Source organism: Roseomonas sp. TS2 (genome assembly GCF_058833935.1).
Genome location: NZ_JCACVY010000007.1, coordinates 47,682 through 68,149 on the forward strand (window position 1 = coordinate 47,682; position 20,468 = coordinate 68,149).

The window sequence follows — 20,468 nt, forward strand, 5'->3', positions numbered from 1 at the left end:
GGCCTTCCCCAGCGAGAGCGAGCACCCCCCCTGATGCCCCTCAGCGATCTGTCTGTCGGAACGGCGGCCGTCCCGCACCGCTCCTGGCGCGTGCACATCACCAGCGCCGCCTGGGCGCATGTCACCCTGGCGCTCTGCCTCGTGGTGGCTCTGCTGCCGCTGCTGGCCACCAGCATGCCGCCCTTGTTCGACTATCCCAACCACCTGGCCCGGGTCGACGCTATCAATCACTGGGCCAGCAGCCCCGGCCTGCAGGCGAACTACCGGCTTGCCAGCTTTCTGATTCCGAACATGCTGTCGGACGTGGTGATGCTGGCACTGATGCAGGTCGCCGATGCGCGGGCGGCGGGCCTTCTGCTGCTGGCCCTGACCTTCATCCTCACGCTGGGCGGTCTCTACCTTCTCAATCGGGCCGTGGCCGGCCGCTACAGCGTCTGGCCCCTTCTGGCCGGCGTCTTCCTGACCAACGAAATGTTCTTCTGGGGCTTTCTCAACTACAACCTGGGTCTCGCCCTGCTGCCTTGGGGCCTCGCGGCCTGGCTGCTGATGGAGGGACGGCCGCGCTGGCAGCAGGTGATGCTGGGCGCATTCTTCGCACTGCTGATCTTTCTCGCGCACCTCGTCGCCTTCGGCCTCTACGCGGTGGCCATCGCAGCGCTGGAACTGCGGCACGCCTGGCTGCGGCGGCGCGAGGGGCTTGGCCCTGCCTTCCTGCGCCTCGTTGCGTCGGCTTCGCAATTCGTCCCCGCCCTGGTGCTCTACTGGGCGATCAGCCCGTCGCACGGCCTGCCGCTGAGCCCGCACTTCAACTTCAGCGCCTTCGTCAAGCTCTCTCCCTTCACCCGCCTGCTTTCCTCCGGCAACCCGCATGCGGATGCCGCCGCCTCGCTGATCTCGGTGGCAGCCCTGGTGCTGGCGCTGACGATGCGGCAGGTCCGGCTAAATCCCGGCCTGTTGCTGGTTGCCGCGCTCTTCGCCCTGCTGGTGCTGGTGCTGCCCTATTCGGCGATGGAGTCATTCTTCCTGGACTGGCGGATCGCCATCGCCGCGGCCTTCATGCTGCTCGCTGCAATCGTGCCACGCCGCCCGCGCCCGCTGGCGACAGCGATTGCTTCCATGGTCATCCTGCTGCTGCTGGGCTCGCGCAGCTACGTTCTGGCGCAGGACTGGCGCGTCCAGGGGAAGGTGATCGGCGAGATGGTCGCGGCCTTCCAGCGCATTCCGCCGGGAAGCTTCATCATTCCCGCCGCGCGCTACCCGATTGAACTCGGCGACTGGACGCAGACGCGCCGCATGCGGCCGCCGCCCGAACACATCGTCGCCTATGCGATGATTGACCGCCAGGCCATCATCCCCAGCCTCTTTGCCAAGGCGGGGCAGAATCCGCTCGTCTTCGAGCCGCTCCTGCCGGAGATGAAAGCCTTGGACCGTGGCCCGATCGCCCGCGTGCCGGACGCGGCGGCGTTCCGCCCGCTGGTCCAGAACGCGCTGGCCGTGGCCTCGCGGGCCGATGAGGTGCAGCCGCCGCTCGCGGGAGTCTACATCGCCATGTACCAGTGGGGCTGCGAGGACTGGCTGGCGGGCCTTGCCGTGCAGCCGGTGGCCTGTGGCCAGGGCTTCTCGGTGATGCGTGTCGTGCCGCCGGCCAAGGCCTCAGAGGAGGCCCGGTGATGGCGGCGTCGCTCTCTCATCCAGCGCGGCGCGCGCTGACCGCCGCCCTGTGCCTGCTGCTGCTGCCGCTCATCGTCTGGAGCCTTGCGCGGGCACTGCCCACGCCGGGGCTTCTGGACTATGGCTCCTTCATCGCCTCCGGCCGGGCGGCCTCCGAGGGCCTTGACCCCTACGGCATCTATCCGCTGACGTTCCACGTGGCGTTGCCGGGCTTCGAATCCTGGAACCCCAACCTCAATCCGCCGGCCGCGCTGCCGCTGTTTCAGTTGCTTGGCTTGCTGGACCCGCATCAGGGCTTCCGCCTGTGGTGGAGCATTTCTGTGCTCTGCTACGTCGCGACGATCCTGCTGCTGGTGCGCCGCCAGGGCAGCGGCGATGGGCGCTGGCTGGCTGCTCTCTGGGCTTTCGCCCTTGCCGGGTTCTGGGACACGCTGGTGCTCGGGCAGATCTACCTGCCGCTGGTGCTGAGCGCGGCGGCTGCCTGGCTGCTGCTCGACCGTGGGCGGGGCCTGGCCGCGGGTGTTGCCATCGGCCTCGTCGTTGCAGTGAAGCCGAACTTCGCTGTCTGGCCGGTCTTGCTGTTCCTCTCAGGCTATTACCGGCCTGCAGTTTCTGCTGGCGTCACGGCGCTCCTGCTCAGCCTTCTGCCCGTGCTGCTCTACGGGCCTGAGGTCTACCAGCAATGGTTCGCAGTGCTCGCCGCGGAAGGGAACCGCGCCGTTTTCCTCACCAACGCCTCGCTGGCCGGCTTGCTGCAGCGAGGCGGGCTCGGTGCCTTTGCGGCGCCCGCCGGCGCCTTGGTGCTGGGCGCGCTTGCCCTCTGGGCTTGGCGCTGCCGGCCCAGCCTGGCACAGGCGAGTGCGCTGGGCCTGGTTGGTGCGTTGCTCGCCTCACCGCTCGCCTGGGTGCATTACACGCTTTTCCTGTTGCCTGTTTTTCTCCTCCGGCCGTTGAACTGGGCTCTCAGCTTGGCGGCGGTGCTGTTGTTGATCCCGGTCCCTTGGGTTCTGGCCTTCATGGGATCACCTGCCTGGGTCCAGGCGACGTTCGGCTCCATCTACGGATGGGCGGTGCTGCTGTGCCTTGTTGGCGCGATTGCCGGCATGGAGTGCCGGGCTGGCGGAGGAAGACGCCTGCGGCGGCAGGCCGCCTCCGCCGACCTTGCCCAAGGATCCGGAGCAAGCTGAAGCCTGCCCGGGAGAACCCGCCAACGGCCGTGTACGCCGAAATCTGCTGGCAGCCGGTGGGGCAGGGGGACGTCTCGGATCACCGGGGGCTACACGGCCCGTACTATATCCGTCCCGCTCGCGGGGCAGCGGCGGCTCCAGCCAGCGGTGCCGCACGCTCAGGCAGCACGCCGTTGAACAGCAGCCGCAGCACAGGGCGGCGACGGACCAGTTGCTGATGAAACCCCAGCGACAGGATCGTGGAAGCCGCCACCAGCAGCACGAACTGCAGCAGCACCGGAATTCCGGTACCCATCATAAGCACCACGCCGAACACGATGAAAACCTGGTGCACCAGATAGACGGTGAAGGAAGAGTCCACCGCGATCTGCACCAGCCTGTTGGCGCCCTGAAAGCAGGCCCGCATCCCCGACATCAGGATATGGGCGAACAGGATGCCGACGACGGGCATCAGGAAAAAGGTCACGGCCCGGTAGATGTCCTCGTCCCGCCACTGCACAGCGGCCAGTGCCGCCGCCAGGACAAGCCCTGCCGCCCACATCCACCAGTGGATGCGCGTGAAGCGGTCCAGCCAGTCGCGGCGCAGCGCAAGGGCGGCACCGCACAGGAAGACGGGCAGATGGGCCGAGGTGCGCGCCAGCACCAACATGCCATAAAGGGTCGAGTTGAGGCCCAGGACACTCAGCGCCACCACCGTGCCCAGCGCAGCGACCCCGCTGAACAGCAGCAGGCCAGGCGCCACCCACCAGCGCGAAGCCATCAACCCGGCAATCTTGTCGGCGCAGCGCGCCAGCGCAGGCATCCAGCGCAGGCGCAACAGCACAGCCAGGATCGAGGAATAGATCAGCAGATCGATCAGGAACCAGAGGTGCGACACCCAGGGCTCGCCAGGTGTCGCCAGCATGCTGAGCCACAGATCCAAGACTTGGCTGGGTTCAGCCTGCCAAAGCGCCCTTCCCAACATGAGCAGTGGATTGATCAGGATCGTGGCAGCAGCCAGAGGCACGCCGAGGCGGACCAGGCGGCTTCGCCACCAGGACCCGGGACGCCGCTGACAGAGCATCATTGCAAAGAACCCGGCGATCAGGAGGAACACCGGCATGCGGAAGGTGTGGCTGAGCTGCGCCGCCCAGCTCAGCAGGGCCGAGTCCCGCTCCGCTTCGACGATCCAGGCCTGATGGGACGAGAAGGCCAGCGCCGCATGGTAGGGAATGCCCAGGAACATCAGAATGGCGCGCAGATAGTCCAGGTAGTGATGGCGCTCATTCTTGGATGGTTCGCAACTTCGATCAGCTGTCATTCCCACTCGATCCGCCAGGGCTGTTGTGCAGGGCGCTGCTGAGCAGCGCGGTGAAGATAGGTCTGCCCGAAACCGGACAGCAGCATCAGCAGGACGCCGGGAGGGCTGGCGAAAGCCGTGCAGGCTTTTCCCTCCCATGCCGGCGCGGGGCCTAGCGGAAGACCAGAGCCGGCACGCGGCACTCGCGCAGCAATGTCGAGGTGACACTGCCGAGGAACATCCGCGTCAGCACACCATGGCCATAGGCGCCCATGACAAGCAGATCAGCCCCGCTTTCGGCGACCACGCGGGCTATGACGTCTTCCGGCCTTCCGGGCAGGATCTGCATACGAACGTCCAGGCCAGCCTCACCAAGCCTGAAGCGCGCCTCAGCCAGCCCTTCCTCGTCGGTACCGGCATTTCCGACGGTGAGTAGATGAACCGAGACACCATGCAGGAGCGGCTGCCGCGCCAGATATTCGACGGCCTTGCGGGAGGCGGCGCGGCCATCATAGGCGATCACCGCCCGGCTGATCGGCTTGAAGGCGCGTGAGGCGACCAGGACCGGGCAAATGCTGGTGCGCAGCACCCGCTCCAGGTTGCTGCCCAGATGGCCCTTGGCAAAGTCTGCCGCCTCGCCGCGCTTGCCGACGACAACCAGATCGGCGGCTTTCTCGAACTCCGGCAGCGCCTCCACCAGCGCCCCATGGCGGAGGGTGAGGGTGACCTCGGCAATGCCCGCAGCGCGCAACACCCGCTCGGCGTCTTCCAGGATGGCTCTTGATCGCTGCTGTGCGAGGCGCCCCTGAGCCTCGTCCAGCTCGACCATCTTCCGGAGAAGATCCTGTGAGGCGTCAAATCCGATGGCACCGCTCAACTCCGCTTCCCTGGCTGCGCCGGGGTGACGGTCCAGCATGTGCAGAACCTCCACAGCCGCGTTCAGGCGGGAAGCCGCCCAGGCGGCATGTCCATAAATACTCGGCGCATAGATCGAGCCGTCGGTGCAGGCGAGTATTCTGGCCATATGATCCCCCCCTCAGTGTGCCGAGAGTTGCTCGAGCGCATCCGGCTTGTCGTGCATTGCCAGGCGGTCGACGAGTGAGATGCTCTCCTCGTTCAGCCCGACGATTTCCACCTGTGTGCCTTCGCGGCGGAATTTCAGCACCACACGATCCAGCGCGGCAACGCCTGTCAGATCCCAGAAGTGGCCTTGCGTGACGTCGATAGTGACGCGCTCCAACACTTCGCGGAAGTCAAAGGCGTCGCCAAAGGAGGCTGCCGAAGCGAAAAAGATGTTGCCGCGGACGTAGTATGTACGCGCCTTGCCATCGGCTGAGAGTTCCGACCGGACGCGGACAATGCGCGCCACCTTCCGGGCGAAGAAGAGGCCGGAGAGCATCACGCCGACGAGAACGCCCTGGGCCAGATCATGCGTGGCGACCACCACGGCGACCGTGGCCAGCATCACGGTGCTGGAGCTCTTGGGATGCACGCGCAGATTGGCAACCGAGCGCCAGTTGAAGGTCCCGATCCCGACCATGATCATCACCGCGACCAGGGCGGCCATCGGGATCTGCCGCACCCATTCGCCGAGCACCAGGATCAGGAAGAGCAGGAAGACGCCGGCGAACAGCGTCGAAAGTCGTCCGCGTCCACCGGATTTTACATTGATGACGGACTGGCCAATCATTGCGCAACCCGCCATGCCGCCAAAGAACCCGGAGACGATGTTGGCGATGCCCTGGCCGTTGCACTCGCGGTTCTTGTCGCTGGACGTATCAGTAAGATCATCGATGATGGACGCCGTCATCAGCGATTCCAGGAGGCCGACCACGGTTAAGGTCACTGCGGTGGGCAGGATGATCCGCAGCGTCTCGAGGTTGAGCGGTATATCGGGAAACAGAAAGAACGGCAGTTCGGCCGGAAGCTCGCCCATGTCGCCAACCGTGCGCAGCGGCATGCCGCTGACGATGGCGAGGATGGTCAGCACGACGATGGCGATGAGCGGCGACGGCACCGCCGTGGTCAGACGCGGCAGCAGATAGATGATGGCCAAGCCCAGCGCTGTCATGGCGTAGGTCTGCCAGCCATGCCCCACCAGCTCGGGGATCTGTGCCATGAAGATCAGAATGGCCAGGGCGTTGACGAAGCCGGTCATCACTGAGCGTGAGACGAAGCGCATCAGGTCGCCGAGCCGCAGAAGACCCGCGATGATCTGGAGGATGCCGGTGAGAATGGTGGCAGCGAGCAGATATTGCAGGCCATGGTCCCGCACCAGCGTGACCATCACCAGCGCCATGGCGCCGGTGGCCGCGGAAATCATCGCTGGGCGGCCACCCGTGAATGCGATCACTACGGCAATGCAGAAGGAAGCGTAGAGGCCAACTTTCGGGTCCACGCCCGCGATGATGGAGAAGGCGATTGCCTCTGGAATAAGGGCGAGAGCCACGACCATGCCCGCGAGGAGATCCCCGCGGATATTGCCGAACCACTCGGCCCTTATATTGGCCAAGCTCATGGCAGCAATGCTCCAAGGCGGCGCCGGTTGGGCGCGCGGCGGCAGAGAGGCGACGCTCAACGTCGCTCACGGCAACTCATGTGGAATCGGGGGCAGATACGCGACAGAACGCGCTTGCCGATGGCAGCAAGGTGTCTCGAAACGAAGGCTTTGCCTTCGTGATGGGTCTCTGAAGACCTACATCGGACTGATCGCTGGACCTTGTTGCATGGCCTCCGCCTCAGCGAGGGCTCGGTAATGCTCCCGGGAGACGATCTCCCGTCGAATTGGTCAATTCCAGTATCCAAGTTCCTCGCATCGCACAACCCACAAAAGGGTTAGCGCGAGCGGCTCTCCAATCCTGACCAGGGGCGCGATGTCCACGCTTATTTCGGCCGCAGCCGAGGCGGAAGCCTCGCGGCGGTGAACCTTTGCCATCGCCGCCCGCCCTGATGCGGGCAAGACCACACTCACAGGCAAGCTGCTGCTCGGAAGGGGAGTGATCCAGTGTGCCGCGCAGGTCCGTTCCAAAGGCAACCGGCGCCGCACCCGCTCCGATGGGACCAGGGTCAAGCAGGAACGCGGCCTCTCTGGCGGCACCAGCGTCATGACCCGCGACCCGATAACCTTTTATTATCGTGCTGAACGATTTGCGTAGGGGCCGATGCCTTCAAGCTGGGGCTAGAGCCCTTGGGAGGAGGACTCCTCCTCCCAAGGGCAAGCCTTCAGATGGGGCAGACACCGCTGGCGCATTGCAGATGCGCCCAGTCCACCGCCTCCTGCACCGCGCCGTCGTGGATGTTTTCCACCATTGCGGCGAAGCGGGCGGTGGAGACCTCCTCCTCGGGCAGATACTCGTAGCCCAGCTCGTTGTCCGGCCGGCTCGGCAGCACGGAACAGCAGCGCACCTGCGGCTGGTGCTCGCGCACCATGGCGCGGAAGGATTCCAGGTCGTGCCGGTCGGTGTAGACCTTCAGCGTGTAGCTCACCTGGTTGCCGCGCTCGGCGCCGATCCAGAAGGCCTCCAGCAGCTGCAGCCAGCGATACTGCTCCTCCGGTGTTGCCTCGGGCGCGGTGACGAGCGCCTCGTCCATGCCCAGGCGCTGCGCCAGCGGCACGGTGGGAAAGCCCACGATGGTCATGCCGGGAAAGCTGCGAAGCTCGCGCAGCGGGTAGCCGCGCGCCTCGTACTCAGCCAGCAAGGGGTCGGAACCCACCGCCCAGCCCCCGGCCGCCGCATCACGCGTGCCCTTGAACTGCACCCAGCGGAGATATTGCCGCCGCGCCGGGAGATGCGCGCCCTCGGTCAGGCCGAACAGCTTGCTGGTGGTGCCGGCGGGCTTCACCGTGGTCACCGTCACGGGATCAGCCATGCCGAGGCTGGCCGCGTACTCGGCCGCTTCCTGCTTGGCCGCATCCGAGAGCCGACGCAGCGCCTGCCAGAAGGGGGCGGAGCGGCGCTCGTCCAGCAGGTCCTGGAAGCCGAGGCCGAAACGCATCCAGGCCCATTCATGCAGCCCGGTGGGGCCGATGCCGATGCGGTTGGTGCGCGCGACCTCCTCGCCATAGAGAGCATCCATCCGGTTGGCGCGGATCAGGAAGCGCACGCCGAGCCGGACCGAATCCTCCACCCGCTCATCCCACAGCCGCGCCACATCCTCCGGCGCCGTGCCAGGGCGGAACTGCTCGAACCCCACGGGGCAGGCCATCAGCGGCGCGAAATCGGCGATGACGCAGTAGCCGCCCGTGACATGCAGGGTGATCTCGCCGCAGGGGTTGGTGGTGACGGGGAAGCGCGCCTGTGCGGCGCGGCGGGATGCCTCGGCCAGCAGCCCGGCGGCGGCGTCCACCTGGTAGCGGGCGGAGCGGAAGTCGCGGCCATCCTCGTGCACCGGCTTGTCCCAGGCGCTGCCGGTGCGGTGGTCCTCCAGCAGGTCGCCGTTGATGAAGCCGGGCTCGCCATTGATGTAGGCGCAGGCCGTCACCTCCTCGAACACCATGCGGGCCTGGGCGGTGAGCGGGTCCGCCCCGTCGCCCTCGCGCAGGCGCTGCCAGAATTCGCGGTCCACCATGACGGAGTGGTTCGCCGTCCAGAGCCCGCCCTCCGACTTGGCGCGGATGAAGCGGCGGATGCCTGGGTCGCGCCAGGACTTGGTGGCCATGCGCGCGGCGCGGCGGGCGCCGCCCACCTGCACCTCCACCGAGAGGTGGTGATCGACCAGCAGCGCCTGCTCCCAGGGCTGCAGCGCCTCACCCTCCGGGTCCCGCGTCCGGGCCGGCTCGATGACGTGGCGGCGGATGTTGATCAGCCCGCGCAGCAGCGAGATGGGGCCGGAGGAGGGGCGGCCCTGCATGCCCTTGATGGGGCTGCCGCCGGGGCGGATGCCCGAGAGGTCGATCACCAGGGTGCGGCCGCGCTCGGCGCGGAAGGCCATGGCCTCCAGCACCTCGATCGCCTTGGCCCAGCCCTCGCGGCTGTCCTCCACCCGGTGCAGCACGGCGCCTTCGGGGAGGCCGTCCAGCGAGGGCAGCAGCGTCTCGGCCAGGAAGCCGCGCACCGTGGCCTCGGCCTCGGGGCCGAACTGCTCGGGGCCGGTGCCCCAGGGCAGCAGGTTCAGCTCGATGCCGAAGCGGCACAGCGCCGCCCTGTCCTGCGGGTAGTCGGCATGGTCCGGGGCCAAATAGAGGGCGAGGTCAGGAGCCTGGCCCCAATCCGTAGTGATCAGCGCGTCGTCATAGGCGCGGCCGACGCCGGAGCCGTTCAGCAGCAGGTAGAATTCGGCGAAGGAGGCGATGGCCGTCGCGCAGTTGGTGAACACCTCCATGTTGCGGCCGGGCTGCGCGGCATCGCCATGCTGGAGGTGGCGGCCGGAGGTGAGCAGTGCCCCGGTCGCGATGGCGTTGCGCAGCCGGGCGCGCTCCACCTCCAGCGCCCCGCCGGCGCCGAGCAGGCCGATATTGCCGGTGGAGACACGCTCCGCCACCCGGCCGAAATCCTCCTGGTCCTCCGGGCGGAACACGGTGCGGCGGCCGACCGCCAGCCCCATGCCCCTGTCCAGCGGGCGGGCAGCCAGTGCTTTCTCGCCAAAGCTCTCCCCCGGAATCCGCGCTTGCGTGCGCGGCCGGGCGAGGGCGTGAATCGGCTGGCTGAATCCATCCATGGGAAAAGCTCCGGTAGACTGTTCGCGGCGGCCCCGAGTTGCGAATCGGTCTCAGGCTCCACACCAGATATGGTATGACCGAAAACCACCATGTACTAAATAGGGTTTCTGGGGTGTGAGTTCACGCCCTCAGGAAGCGCCATGAAAACAACGGCCCGGCGGAGTTTCCTCCGCCGGGCCTGAGGCCGGCCGCGCAAGGGGCTGGAATGATTCAGCGCAGGGTGGGGTCCAGCCGGTCCCGCAGCCAGTCGCCCAGCAGGGAGACGGAGAGGGTGGTCAGCACGATCACCAGCGAGGGCGAGAGCAGGATCCAGGGCGCCCGCGTCAGGTATTCCCGCCCGTAGCCCACCATGTTGCCGAGCGAGGTCTGCGGCGGCTGCACGCCGAGCCCGAGGAAGGAGAGGCCGCTCTCCAGCAGGATGATCTCGGGGAAGGCCAGCGTCATCGAGACGATCAGGGTGGAGGCGATGTTGGGCAGCACGTGCCGGCCATAGACCCGCCAGGGCGTGGCGCCGAGCTGCTTCACCGCCGCGGCATAGCCCTGCGCGCCCGCGCTGACGGCCAGGCCGCGGGCGATGCGCGCGTAGCGTTCCCACCCGTGCAGCCCGAGCAGGCAGACGAACAGGGTGAGCGAGTTGCCGAAGAAGGCCAGCACCGAGAGCGCCAGGATCAGGAAGGGCATGGCCGCCTGGAAATCCACCAGCGCCAGCACCGCCTGCTCGGCGAGGCCGCGGAAATGCGCGGCGAGGAAGCCCATCGTCACGCCCAGCGCCGCCGAGATCATCGCCGCGCCGAAGGCGATCAGCAGCGAGATGCGGATGGAGACGATGAGGCGGCTCAGCACGTCCCGCCCCAGCTCGTCCGTGCCCAGCGGGTGCAGCCAGGTGCCGCCCATGAAGACGGGCGGCGCGAGGCGGCTGCGCAGGTCGAGCGCGGTGATGGAGTAGGGGGTGATCCACTCCGCCAGCAGCGCCACGCCCAGCATCAGCGCGATCCAGCACAGCGCGAAGATGACGAGCGGCGGCAGCCCGGCGCGCTTCGGCTTCGGCGGGGCCACCGCCGGCGCGGCGGCGTGGTCCATCGTGGCGTCGGACATCAGGCGGTCCCCCGCGCGCCGTTCCGCAGCCGCGGGTCCAGCACGCCATAGAGCAGATCCACCACCAGGTTGGCGGTGACCATGGTGGCGGCGACCAGCAGCAGGATGGCCTGCACCACCGCCAGGTCCCGGTTGGCGACGGCCACCACCAGCAGCCGCCCCACGCCGGGCCAGGAGAAGACGCTCTCCACCACCACCGCACCGGCCAGCAGGCTGCCGATCATGAAGCCGACGATGGTGACGGTGGGGATGGCGGCGTTGGGCAGGGCATGGCGGCGCACCGCCACCTGCCAGGGCACGCCCTTGGCCAGCGCGGTACGCATATAAGGCTGGCCCAGCACCTCCAGCATGGCGGAGCGTGTGAACCTTGCCAGCACCGCCGCGCCGCCCAGCCCCAGCGTGATGACCGGGAGGATAGCGTGGCGCCAGCTTTCCTGCCCGCCCGAGGGCAGCCAGCCGAGCTGCACCGCGAACAGCAGCACCAGCATCAGGCCGAGCACGAAGGAGGGCACGGTGAAGCCGGCCACAGCCAGCAGCATCACCGCCCGGTCGGCCCAGGAATTGCGGTGCAGCGCGGCATAGACCCCGGCCGGGATGCCGAGCCCGATCTTGATGAACAGCGCCGGCACGGTGAGCGCCAGGGTGGCGGGAATGCGCTCGCCCACCAGGCTGACCGCGCTGCGCCCGTCGCGCATGGAATTGCCGAGGTCGCCCTGGAAGATGGCGGTGAAGTAGCGGAGGTATTGCGCCCAGAGCGGATCATCGAGGCCCCAGGCGCGGCGGAAGGCGGCGATCGCCTCCGGCGGCGCGTCGGCCGACATGATGAGCAGCGCCGGGTCGCCCGAGAGGCGCAGTACGACGAAGGCGAAGGTCACCACCAGCACCAGGGTCAGCAGGGCGCGCGCGAGGCGCAGGCTGAGGAAGCGCAGCATTCAGGCGGCCTTGGCAAGCGTGGTTTCGGAAAGGCCGGTGCCGGGCGCGGTCTCGCCCTGCGCCACGTGGCAGGCGACCAGCCGGCCATCGGCGCGCGGCTTCAGCGCGGGGGTCTCAGCGGCGCAGCGGGCGCTGGCCACCGGGCAGCGGGGATGGAAGGCGCAGCCGGCGGGCCGCGCCGCCGGGTTCGGCGGGTCCCCCTGCAGCACGATGCGCTGCCCCCGCCGCTGCGGATGCGGGATGGCCGAGACCAGCGCCCGCGCATAGGGGTGGGCCGGGTCGTGCAGCACCGCGTCCGGCTCGCCTTCCTCGACGATGCGGCCGAGATACATCACCGCGACCCGGTGGCTCATCTGCCGCACGGCGCGCAGATCATGGCTGATGAACAGCAGCGAGACGCCGCGCTCGGCCTGGATCTCGGCCAGCAGATTCATCACCTGCGCCTGGATCGAGACGTCGAGCGCGCTGATCGGCTCGTCGCACACCAGCAGGGCGGGGTCGGTGGCCAGGGCGCGGGCCAGCACGGCGCGCTGCCGCTGGCCGCCCGAAAGCTCGTGCGGGTAGCGCGCCGCATGGTCCGGCCGCAGCCCGACGCTCTGCAGCAGCGCCGCCACCTGGGCGGGCGAGGAGGCCCGGCCATGGATCGCCCAGGGCTCGGCCACCTGGGCGCCGATCGTCAGGCGCCGGTCCATGGCGCCGAGCGGGTCCTGGTAGACCATCTGCATCCGCGCCCGCAGCCGGCGCCATTCGGCGGTGCCGGGGGCGGGGAGGGGCTGGCCCTCGAAGCGGACATGGCCCTCGTCCGGCGTCTCCAGCCCCAGCACCAGGCGGCCGGTGGTGGACTTGCCGCAGCCGGATTCACCCACGAGGCCCAGGGTGCGGCCATGCTCCAGGGTGAGGGAGACGCCATCCAGCGCCCGCACCTCGACCGGCCGCCCGAGCCAACCGCGCCGCATGGTGTAGCGGCGGACCAGCCCTTCGGCCTTCAGCAATTCGCTCATGCCGGCATCAGCGCCGGCGCGGGGGAGACCATGGCGGCGGCTCCGGGATAGAGGCAGGCGGCGCGGTGATCAGGGGCCACCTCGGCCAGGGGGGGTGGCGCCGCCTCGCAGGCGGCGGCGCGGCGCGGGCAGCGTGGCGCGAAGGCGCAGCCGCGCGGCATCGCCCAGGGCTCCGGCACGCCGCCGGGAATGGCGGCGAGCGGCCGGCGCGGCCCGTCCATCGGCGGCAGCGCGGCCAGCAGCCCTTCCGCATAGGGGTGGGCCGGGCCGGCGAAGAGCCGCTCCGCCGCCGTCTCCTCGACGATGCGCCCGGCATACATGACGCAGACCCGCTCGCAGGTCTCGGCGACGACGCCGAGATCGTGGCTGACCAGCACCAGCGCCATGCCCGTGTCGCGCCGGATTTCCGCCAGAAGCTCCAGGATCTGCGCCTGGATGGTGACGTCGAGCGCGGTGGTCGGCTCGTCCGCCACCAGCAACTCGGGGCGGCCGGCCAGCGCCATGGCGATCATCACGCGCTGGTTCTGCCCGCCCGAAAGCTCGTGCGGGAAGGCATCGAGCCGGCGCCGGGCATCCGGCATGCCGACCTGGTCGAGCAGCCGCCGCGCCTCCTCGCGCGCCGCGGCGCCGGAGAGGCCCCGGTGCAGCCGCAGCGCCTCGATGATCTGCTTGCCGATGCGGTGCACCGGGTTGAGGCTGCTCGCCGGGTCCTGGAAGATCATGGCGACGCGGCCGCCGCGGATACGGTCCAGCGCCGCGGCGGGGGCGCCGATCAGCTCGGCGCCCTCCAGCGTCACGCTGCCGGAGACCCTCGCCTTGCCCGGCAGGAGGCCCAGCGCCGCCAGCCAGGTGACGGACTTGCCGCAGCCGGACTCGCCCACCAGTGCCACGGCCTCGCCCCGCCCGATGGCGAGGTCGACGCCGCGCAGCGCCGGCAGCCCGTCGAAGCTGACGGTGAGGCCGCGGATCTCGACGAGAGGCTCCGCCATGCCCTCAGCTCTTCCAGTTGCCGGCGCGGAAGTCCATCGCGAAGGCGGGCGCCGCCTTCCAGCCGATGTCGCGCCGCTTGGCGGTGAAGGTCGCGTTCTGGTGCAGCACGGTGTAGGCGGGGTCCTCGCGCTCGCAGATCTCCAGCATGCGGCGGAACACCTGCTTGCGGCGGGCGCGGTCCGTGCTCGTCTCCAGCTCGACGGAGAGGCGGTTCATCTCGTCGTTGCTCCACTCGCCAACCTGCTGCTGCTGGCCGTTCGGCCCGTGCTGGTTGACGATGGAGGAGACGGGATCGTTGAAGGGCGCGCTGTTCGACCAGTCGCGCACCGCGCGCCCCGGCTCGCGGGAGAGGATCTGCGACCAGTTCTCCTTCATCTCGATCTGCACGTTGAGGCCGACCTGCTTCCACATCTCCACCAGCACCTGCGCCGTCGGCGTCTGGTTGGTGTAGTAGTTGTTGAGCAGGCGGTAGGGGATCGGGTCGCCCTTGTAGCCGGCCTCCTTCAGCAGGCGCTGCGCCTCGGCCGGGTCATACTTCGGCACGCTCCAGTCGGAGACGAACATGTCGCCGTAGTATTCCCACTGCAGCCCCTTCGGCACGACCGTGCGGCCGGACCACAGGCTGTCCACGATCGCCTGGCGGTCGATGGCGTGGGTGAAGGCGCGGCGGATGCGCGCATCGGCGAGCTGCGGGTGGTTCTTGTCGAAGACGGTGAGGCGGTGGTTGAGGATGGTGCCGCCCTGCACCTCGAAGCGCCGGTCGCCCTCGATGCCGCCGATCTGGTCGGGCGGGATGTCGCAGGCGAACTGCACCTCGCCCGAGCGCAGCATGTTGACGCGGGCCGAGACCTCCGGCACCTCGATGAAGCGGATCTCGCGCAGCGGCGGGCGGCCACCCCAGTATTCATCGTGCGCGACGAGGCGCAGCAGCTGGTCCGGGCGGAACTCGGCCACCTTGTAGGGGCCGGTGAGGATGGGCTTGCGCGCCCACTCGAACCAGGTCTCGGCCTCGATGTAGCCGCGCTTGCTGATGATCTGGCTGCCGTAGCGGGAGAGGCGGCCCTCCAGCGTCACGTCCGGCGTCGCGTTGTGGAAGCGCACCGTGTACTTGTCGACGATCTCGACGCGCTCCAGCGCCGGCCAGGAGCGGCGCGCCACGGCCGGCACCTCCGCCGGCAGGTCGCGCCCGGCGCGGGTCGGGATGCGGTCGCCCGAGACGCTGATGGTGCGGCCCTGCGCCGTCGGGTTGGTGTCGCCGAACATGCGCTCGGGGCCGAAGGTGAAGACCACGTCCTCGGCGGTCATCTCGTCGCCATTGTGGAACTTCACGCCCTGGCGGAGCTTCAGCTCCACTACCTGGTCGCTGATGCGGCGCCACTCGGTCGCCAGCTCCGGCACGGCGCCGAGGCCGCCCAGCCAGTCGCGCCCGATCAGCCCTTCCCACAGCGAGGAGAACAGCACGCGCTCGCCGACGTTGGACTGCTCGCGCAGCACTTCCAGCGTGTTGCTGTTGCTGATCTTCTGCACCGCGATGGCGATGCTCGGGCGGTTGTCGGCCTGCGCGACGGCGAAGCGCGGCAGGGCCGAGAGACCCAGCGCGCCACTGGCGCCGAGCAGGAGGGAACGGCGGGGCGTCATCATGGATTGCGCTCCTCAAGGCCACCGGGGGTGGCGCGGAAATGCGTCAGGGTGCGCTCGGCGTGCCGCATCCGGTGCGACAGCGCCTTCTGCGCGTATTCGGCGACGACCGCGGCATGCGCGGGATCGTTCGCCAGGTTGTCGAATTGCTGCGGGTCGCGCTGCAGGTCGAAGAGCAGCGGCGGCAGGCCGGAGAAATGGACGTATTTCCAGTTCTCGTCCTGCACCACGCAGAGCGACGCGTCGTCCAGGCCGAGGCCGAGCGCGGTCTCGGGCTTGGAATAGTGCACGTCGCGGAAATCGTATTCGTAGAACAGGTGCTCCCGCCAGTCGGCCGGCGGGCCGTCCTGCAGCAGCGGCAGGATGGAGCGGCCGTCGCAGGCGCGCGGCGCCTCGCCGCCCAGCCATTCCAGGATGGTCGGCAGCACGTCGACGCTCTCGGTGAAGGCGCTCTCGATCTCGCCCGCGCGGGGCGAGGCACCGGCTTCCTTCACCACCAGCGGAATGCGGAAGCTCTCGTCGTGGTAGCCGATCTTGCCGAGCAGGTAATGGTCGCCGAGCTGCTCGCCATGGTCGGAGGTGAAAATGACCATGGTGTCATCCCACTGCCCCGTCTCGTCGAGGTAGTCGAAGACCTCGCCCAGCGCGTTGTCCACCTCGGTGATCAGGCCGGCATAGGTGGCGCGCATGGTGCGGATGGCCGCCTCGTCCAGTGCGCTCGCGGCACCGCCGGCGCCGTGGAAGAAGGAGCCCTGGCTGATGCCGCGCAGGTAGAAATCCAGCAGCGGGTGCTGCGCCGCCTCCTCCTGCCAGGTGGGGCGGCGGTGCAGCGCCGGCATATCGGCCGGGCTGTACATGGTGTTGTAGGGCGCGGGCGCGATGAAGGGCGGGTGTGGCCGCCAGTAGCCGAGATGCAGGAACCAGGGCTTGTCGCCCTTGCCCTTCAGGTAGGTCAGCGCCCGCTCGGTGAAATAGGCGGTGTCCGACAGCTCGGCCGGGATGCGGCAGGGGCGGTCGGTGGCACCCGGCACGCTGTCCTCGCCCTCGGGCAGCCAGATGTCCTCGCGCTTCTCGGGCAGGGCGTAGCCCTTCTGGGCGAGCCAGCCGAAATAGCCGTCCATGCTGGGCTCGAAGGCGCCGACGGCGCGGAAGCCCTCCATCAGGTCGCCCAGCGTGGTGAAGCGCGGGTCGCGCGCGCCGGTGGTGCGCGGGTCGGGGGTGGAGGTGGTGTAGCCGATCAGCGCCGGGTCGTAGCCGATATGCCGCAGCGCCTTGCCGAGGTTCATGTGGCGCGAATCCAGCGGCACGGTGTTCTGCACCGCCCGGTGGTTCATCAAATAGAGGCCGGTCAGCAGGCTGGCGCGCGCCGGGCCGCAGGGCACGGCGTTGGTCACGTGGTTGCGGAAGGTGACGCCCTCCCGGCACAGCCGGTCCAGGTTCGGCGTCCGCAGGAATCCGGCCCCCAGCGCGGGCACGAAATCCGCCCGCCACTGGTCCACAACGATCAGCAGAACATTTTTCCGTCGCGCCATGCGGCAATCCGTCCCGTCATACTCTTCGGGCGGAGCGCTTAGGCCGTGTGCCGCGACGGGCGGATGACAGGGTTATGGCAGTGTCGTGACACTCGACGGCAACGGCCGGCCCCGCTCGACGAGGCCGGCCCGGCCCGCGCGGCCTGGCTTCAGCCGCTGCGCAGCACGGCCTGCAGCCCGCCGGAGCGGTGCAGCACCTGCATCCCCACCTCCTCCCCCGCGCGGTGGAAGGCGATGTCCAGATGGCCTTCTCCCAGGCGGAGGCTGCGCAGGGTCAGCCTTTCCAGGAAGCGCGGCAGCACCGGCTGGTCGAAGCGGATGCAGTGGGCTTCGGCGTCGAAGCCGAGCCCCAGGCAGGCACCCAGCAGGGCGAAGGGTGCCGTGGCCGCCCAGGCCTGCGGCGCGCAGGCCACCGGATAGAGCGTCGGCCCCTGGCCGCGGCGGCGCGGGAAGCCGCAGAACAGCTCCGGCAGGCGGCGCAGCTCCACATAGGTGGCGGCGTCGAACAGGGCGGAGAACACCTTCGCCGCCTGCCGCCGGAAGCCGTAGCGGGCCAGCCCCTCGGCCACCAGCGCGTTGTCGTGCGGCCAGACGGAACCGTTGTGGTAGCTCATCGGGTTGTAGCGCGACTGGCCGGCGGCGATGGTGCGGATGCCCCAGCCGGAGAAGGAATCCGGCTCCAGCAGCGTGTGCGCCACCCGCGCCGCGCGCTCCGGCAGGGCGATGCCGGCGAACAGCGCGTGCCCGGCATTGGAGCTGCGCACCCGGCAGGGCTGCTTCCGCCCGTCCAGCGCCAGGATGTAGGTGCCCAGTTCCTCGTCCCAGAAGCGGGCGTCGAAGGCCAGGCGCAGCGCGTCGGCGCGGCGGTCCAGTGCCTCGGCGGCGAGCGGGTCGCCCAGGCGGCGGAAGATGCGGGCGGCGGCGCGCCAGGCGCCATAGACATAGGCCTGCAGCTCCACCAGCGCGATCGGCCCCTCCGCCAGCCGGCCATCGGCGTGGAAGATGGCGTCGTGGCTGTCCTTCCAGCCCTGGTTCAGCAGCCCGTCCGGCCGCTTGCGGCTGTATTCGACGAAGCCGTCCCCGTCCGTGTCGCCGTGCCGGTCGATCCAGCCCAGCGCCGCCTCGATGTTCGGTCGCAGGACGCGCAGCGTGGCCAGGTCGCCGGTTCGGTCGAGATAGGCGCCGGCCAGCATGACGAAGAGCGGGGTGGCGTCCGCGCTGCCATAGTAGCGGCGGAACGGCACCTCGCCGAGCAGCGCCATCTCGCCCTGCCGCGTCTCATGCAGGATCTTGCCGGGCTCGGCGTCGGTGGCCGGGTCTTCCTCCGTCGCCTGATGGGCGGCCAGGAAGCGGAGCACGCCGCAGGCCAGGGCGGGGCTGTACCAGAGGGTGTGCCAGGCGGCGATCAGCGCGTCCCGCCCGAAGGCGGTGCTGTACCAGGGGATGCCGGCATAGGGGTAGGGGCCCTCCGGCGTCTCGGTCACCAGCATGCTGAGATCGGCCGCGGCGCGGCGCATCGTCTCGTTGAAGATGTCGTTGCTGCTGTCGAGGCCGGCCCGCAGCGTGGCGTCGCGCCGCTGCGCCCGCCGCGCCTCGCGCAGCGCCAGGCCGAAGGCCTGCCGCGCCGTGCAGGGCGCCGGTTCGCGGTTGCAGCCGATTTCGATGAACACCGCCTGCCGGGTGCGCGACGGCAGGGTGAGCTCGTAGATCGCCCGCTGCGCCTCCAGGCGGGTGGGTGCGGGATCGAAGCGCAGCACGGTCTGGCGCCGCTGGGCATCCAGCCCGGTGTAGGAGAGGGTGACGTGGTCCCGCTCCTGCAGGGGCGCGTGCAGTGTGCCACGGCGCTCGCGCCGGGCGCCGCGTGCCTCGAACAGGTCGGCGAAATCGGCGGCGAAGCGGAGCTCCAGCCGCAGGCGGTGCGGACGGTCGTCGAAATTCCGCAGCGACAGGCGCTCGTGGCAGGCCCCCTTCCAGAGGAAACGGCTGCGGCGCAGGTGCAGGAGGTCGTTCGGCACCGCCTCCAGCCCGCCGCCGGCGGGCAGGTCGGGGTTCGTCAGGTCGCAGGTGAGGGCGGCGTTGTCGTCCTGCACGGCGGCGCTCAGCAGCAGCGGCCGTGCGCCGTTCAGCCACAGCGAGAGGTGCGACAGGTGGCGCGTGTCGTCGTGGTAGAGGCCTTCCGGGCCGCCGCCGAGGTCGCCCGCATGGTCGAAAAGGGCGAAGGTGTCGCCATGCTTCAGGGTGGTGGAGCGCCCTTCCTGCAACGAGGCCGTGGCCGCGACGGGGAAGCCATCGTCATCCGGATGGGGTGCGCCGGGAGCGGAGATGTCCATGGGGCGGTCCATCAGGTGCCGGCCGCAAGGCGACGGGGCGGGGTGCGGGCGAACATCAGGGGTGATCCTCCAGCCTCGGTTGCCTTGTTTATGCGTTGGGACCCGTCACCACTTGGTCAAGTGGCCGCCAGACGGCGACGGGCCACGTCCACCTGATTTCCGGAGGATGCAACGGGCTGGCGGGTCGGCAGGGGCGCGGCGGAGAGGCCAGCAGCCGGCGACCTGAAAAATATCGGGTTAGCGCCCAAGAAAAGCGAAATATTTCGTAATATGTCAGGATATCCGGAGAAACGCGGCCCTGCTCCTGGCCTCCGCTGTCGCGCAGATGATTTGCGTCGCTCGGGGGCGCTTGCCATAACCGGCCGATCGCATGGTGCAAACACGACAAGACACGGGTTCGGGGCCGGTTCTGCCGCTGGTTCCAGGCCGCCCTTCCGCGGAGATCGCCGGCCGGCTGCGGAGCTGGCTGCGGCGTCATCCGCGTATCCTCAACCCACTCCGGCGCCTGATGCTGGATACCGCGCCCTATCTGCCGGGCATGGCGCAGCTGATGACGCGCATGGGCGGGCGCTGCTGGGGCCCTTCGCCCGCCGCCTACCAGCGCTGGGTGGCCGAGCACGACACGCCGTGCCCGGAAGCCCTGGCGGCCATGGCCAGCGCCGCCCAGGCCATGCCGGACCCGCCGCTGATCTCGGTGGTGATGCCGGTCTACAACACGCCGGAGCCCTTTCTGCGGGCCGCCATCGCCTCCGTGCGGGCGCAGGCCTACCCGCACTGGGAGATGTGCATCGCCGACGACGCCTCGCCCGCGCCCCATGTGCAGGCGGTGCTCGCCGAGGCGGCGGCGTCGGACCCGCGCATCCGCACCGTGCGCCGGAGCCGCAACGGCCATATCAGCGCCGCCAGCAACTCCGCCCTGGAACTGGCGCGCGGCGAGTTCGTGGCTTTGATGGACCATGACGACCTGTTGCCGCCCCAGGCGCTGTTCGTGGTGGCGCAGCACATCCGCGCCTGCCCGGAGGCCGACCTGTTCTTCTCGGACGAGGACAAGGTGGACGGGCAGGGCCGGCGCTATGGCCCCTATTTCAAGCCCGGCTGGAATCCGGAGCTGCTGCTGGGGCAGAACCTGGTCAGCCATCTCGGCGTCTACCGG

At 69.2% G+C, this 20,468-nt stretch carries 15 protein-coding genes; 4 read left to right on the forward strand and 11 right to left on the reverse strand.

Going from position 1 to position 20,468, the window contains the following annotated elements:
- The first annotated feature begins 141 nt into the window (after nt 1-141).
- Nucleotides 142-1,671, forward strand: a complete 1,530-nt coding sequence (locus ACZJYS_RS02915) for a hypothetical protein (RefSeq protein WP_493175680.1) — start codon at nt 142-144, stop codon at nt 1,669-1,671.
- Entirely contained in the window at nt 1,671-2,858 is a 1,188-nt protein-coding gene (locus ACZJYS_RS02920; protein WP_493175682.1) for a glycosyltransferase family 87 protein, read from the forward strand. The genes ACZJYS_RS02915 and ACZJYS_RS02920 overlap by 1 nt, the downstream gene beginning before the upstream one ends.
- Before the next feature lie 103 nt (nt 2,859-2,961).
- Here ACZJYS_RS02920 and ACZJYS_RS02925 read toward each other — a convergent pair whose 3' ends face one another.
- The 3 genes from ACZJYS_RS02925 to ACZJYS_RS02935 form a co-directional block, all read right to left on the reverse strand.
- Nucleotides 2,962-4,158 carry an acyltransferase family protein gene (locus ACZJYS_RS02925; RefSeq protein ID WP_493175684.1) on the reverse strand — a complete coding sequence of 399 codons (1,197 nt, stop codon included), beginning with the start codon at nt 4,156-4,158 and terminating at the stop codon, nt 2,962-2,964.
- A 151-nt stretch (nt 4,159-4,309) separates the two neighbouring features.
- A complete protein-coding gene (locus ACZJYS_RS02930) occupies nt 4,310-5,161 on the reverse strand; it encodes a universal stress protein (protein WP_379641323.1) in 852 nt (283 codons plus the stop codon).
- A gap of 12 nt (nt 5,162-5,173) precedes the next feature.
- The gene (locus tag ACZJYS_RS02935; RefSeq protein ID WP_493175686.1) at nt 5,174-6,655 is read right to left on the reverse strand and encodes a SulP family inorganic anion transporter; all 1,482 of its coding nucleotides are present in this window, start codon (nt 6,653-6,655) and stop codon (nt 5,174-5,176) included.
- A 415-nt stretch (nt 6,656-7,070) separates the two neighbouring features.
- Between ACZJYS_RS02935 and ACZJYS_RS02940 the strand changes: the two genes are divergently transcribed.
- A complete protein-coding gene (locus ACZJYS_RS02940; protein ID WP_493175696.1) occupies nt 7,071-7,292 on the forward strand; it encodes a GTP-binding protein in 222 nt (73 codons plus the stop codon).
- Nucleotides 7,293-7,359: 67 nt separating this feature from the next.
- On the opposite strand, the gene ACZJYS_RS02945 is transcribed toward ACZJYS_RS02940, so the two are convergent.
- The 8 genes from ACZJYS_RS02945 to ACZJYS_RS02980 form a co-directional block, all read right to left on the reverse strand.
- Complete coding sequence (locus ACZJYS_RS02945) at nt 7,360-9,795, reverse strand: recombinase (RefSeq protein ID WP_493175687.1); 2,436 nt, start codon at nt 9,793-9,795, stop codon at nt 7,360-7,362.
- 211 nt (nt 9,796-10,006) lie between these two features.
- Nucleotides 10,007-10,891 carry an ABC transporter permease gene (locus ACZJYS_RS02950; RefSeq protein ID WP_109517592.1) on the reverse strand — a complete coding sequence of 295 codons (885 nt, stop codon included), beginning with the start codon at nt 10,889-10,891 and terminating at the stop codon, nt 10,007-10,009.
- Nucleotides 10,891-11,823, reverse strand: coding sequence for an ABC transporter permease (locus ACZJYS_RS02955; RefSeq protein ID WP_109517591.1), 933 nt, complete (start codon nt 11,821-11,823; stop codon nt 10,891-10,893). Before ACZJYS_RS02955 ends, ACZJYS_RS02950 begins: the two co-directional genes overlap by 1 nt.
- Nucleotides 11,824-12,825 carry an ABC transporter ATP-binding protein gene (locus tag ACZJYS_RS02960; RefSeq protein ID WP_109517590.1) on the reverse strand — a complete coding sequence of 334 codons (1,002 nt, stop codon included), beginning with the start codon at nt 12,823-12,825 and terminating at the stop codon, nt 11,824-11,826.
- Nucleotides 12,822-13,814, reverse strand: coding sequence for an ABC transporter ATP-binding protein (locus tag ACZJYS_RS02965; RefSeq protein WP_379648928.1), 993 nt, complete (start codon nt 13,812-13,814; stop codon nt 12,822-12,824). The genes ACZJYS_RS02960 and ACZJYS_RS02965 overlap by 4 nt, the downstream gene beginning before the upstream one ends.
- A gap of 4 nt (nt 13,815-13,818) precedes the next feature.
- Nucleotides 13,819-15,456 (reverse strand): ABC transporter substrate-binding protein, encoded by a 1,638-nt coding sequence (locus ACZJYS_RS02970; protein WP_493175691.1) that lies wholly within the window; start codon nt 15,454-15,456, stop codon nt 13,819-13,821.
- Nucleotides 15,453-16,985, reverse strand: coding sequence for a phosphoric/sulfuric ester hydrolase PehA (gene pehA, locus ACZJYS_RS02975; RefSeq protein ID WP_493175693.1), 1,533 nt, complete (start codon nt 16,983-16,985; stop codon nt 15,453-15,455). The genes ACZJYS_RS02970 and pehA overlap by 4 nt, the downstream gene beginning before the upstream one ends.
- 149 nt (nt 16,986-17,134) lie before the next feature.
- Nucleotides 17,135-19,315 (reverse strand): amylo-alpha-1,6-glucosidase, encoded by a 2,181-nt coding sequence (locus ACZJYS_RS02980; RefSeq protein WP_493175694.1) that lies wholly within the window; start codon nt 19,313-19,315, stop codon nt 17,135-17,137.
- A 508-nt stretch (nt 19,316-19,823) separates the two neighbouring features.
- Between ACZJYS_RS02980 and ACZJYS_RS02985 the strand changes: the two genes are divergently transcribed.
- The coding region (locus ACZJYS_RS02985) for a glycosyltransferase family 2 protein (RefSeq protein ID WP_493175695.1) at nt 19,824-20,468 on the forward strand (645 nt) is incomplete at its 3' end.

Bases quoted from the DNA above. Each gene is read 5' to 3' on its own strand.
- ACZJYS_RS02930 (WP_379641323.1), bottom strand. From the start codon at position 5,161: ATGGCCAGAATACTCGCCTGCACCGACGGCTCGATCTATGCGCCGAGT.
- ACZJYS_RS02970 (WP_493175691.1), bottom strand. From the start codon at position 15,456: ATGATGACGCCCCGCCGTTCCCTCCTGCTCGGCGCCAGTGGCGCGCTG.
- ACZJYS_RS02920 (WP_493175682.1), top strand. From the start codon at position 1,671: ATGGCGGCGTCGCTCTCTCATCCAGCGCGGCGCGCGCTGACCGCCGCC.
- ACZJYS_RS02955 (WP_109517591.1), bottom strand. From the start codon at position 11,823: ATGCTGCGCTTCCTCAGCCTGCGCCTCGCGCGCGCCCTGCTGACCCTG.
- ACZJYS_RS02935 (WP_493175686.1), bottom strand. From the start codon at position 6,655: ATGAGCTTGGCCAATATAAGGGCCGAGTGGTTCGGCAATATCCGCGGG.
- ACZJYS_RS02965 (WP_379648928.1), bottom strand. From the start codon at position 13,814: ATGGCGGAGCCTCTCGTCGAGATCCGCGGCCTCACCGTCAGCTTCGAC.
- ACZJYS_RS02925 (WP_493175684.1), bottom strand. From the start codon at position 4,158: ATGACAGCTGATCGAAGTTGCGAACCATCCAAGAATGAGCGCCATCAC.
- ACZJYS_RS02960 (WP_109517590.1), bottom strand. From the start codon at position 12,825: ATGAGCGAATTGCTGAAGGCCGAAGGGCTGGTCCGCCGCTACACCATG.
- ACZJYS_RS02945 (WP_493175687.1), bottom strand. From the start codon at position 9,795: ATGGATGGATTCAGCCAGCCGATTCACGCCCTCGCCCGGCCGCGCACG.
- pehA (WP_493175693.1), bottom strand. From the start codon at position 16,985: ATGGCGCGACGGAAAAATGTTCTGCTGATCGTTGTGGACCAGTGGCGG.
- ACZJYS_RS02980 (WP_493175694.1), bottom strand. From the start codon at position 19,315: ATGGACATCTCCGCTCCCGGCGCACCCCATCCGGATGACGATGGCTTC.
- ACZJYS_RS02950 (WP_109517592.1), bottom strand. From the start codon at position 10,891: ATGTCCGACGCCACGATGGACCACGCCGCCGCGCCGGCGGTGGCCCCG.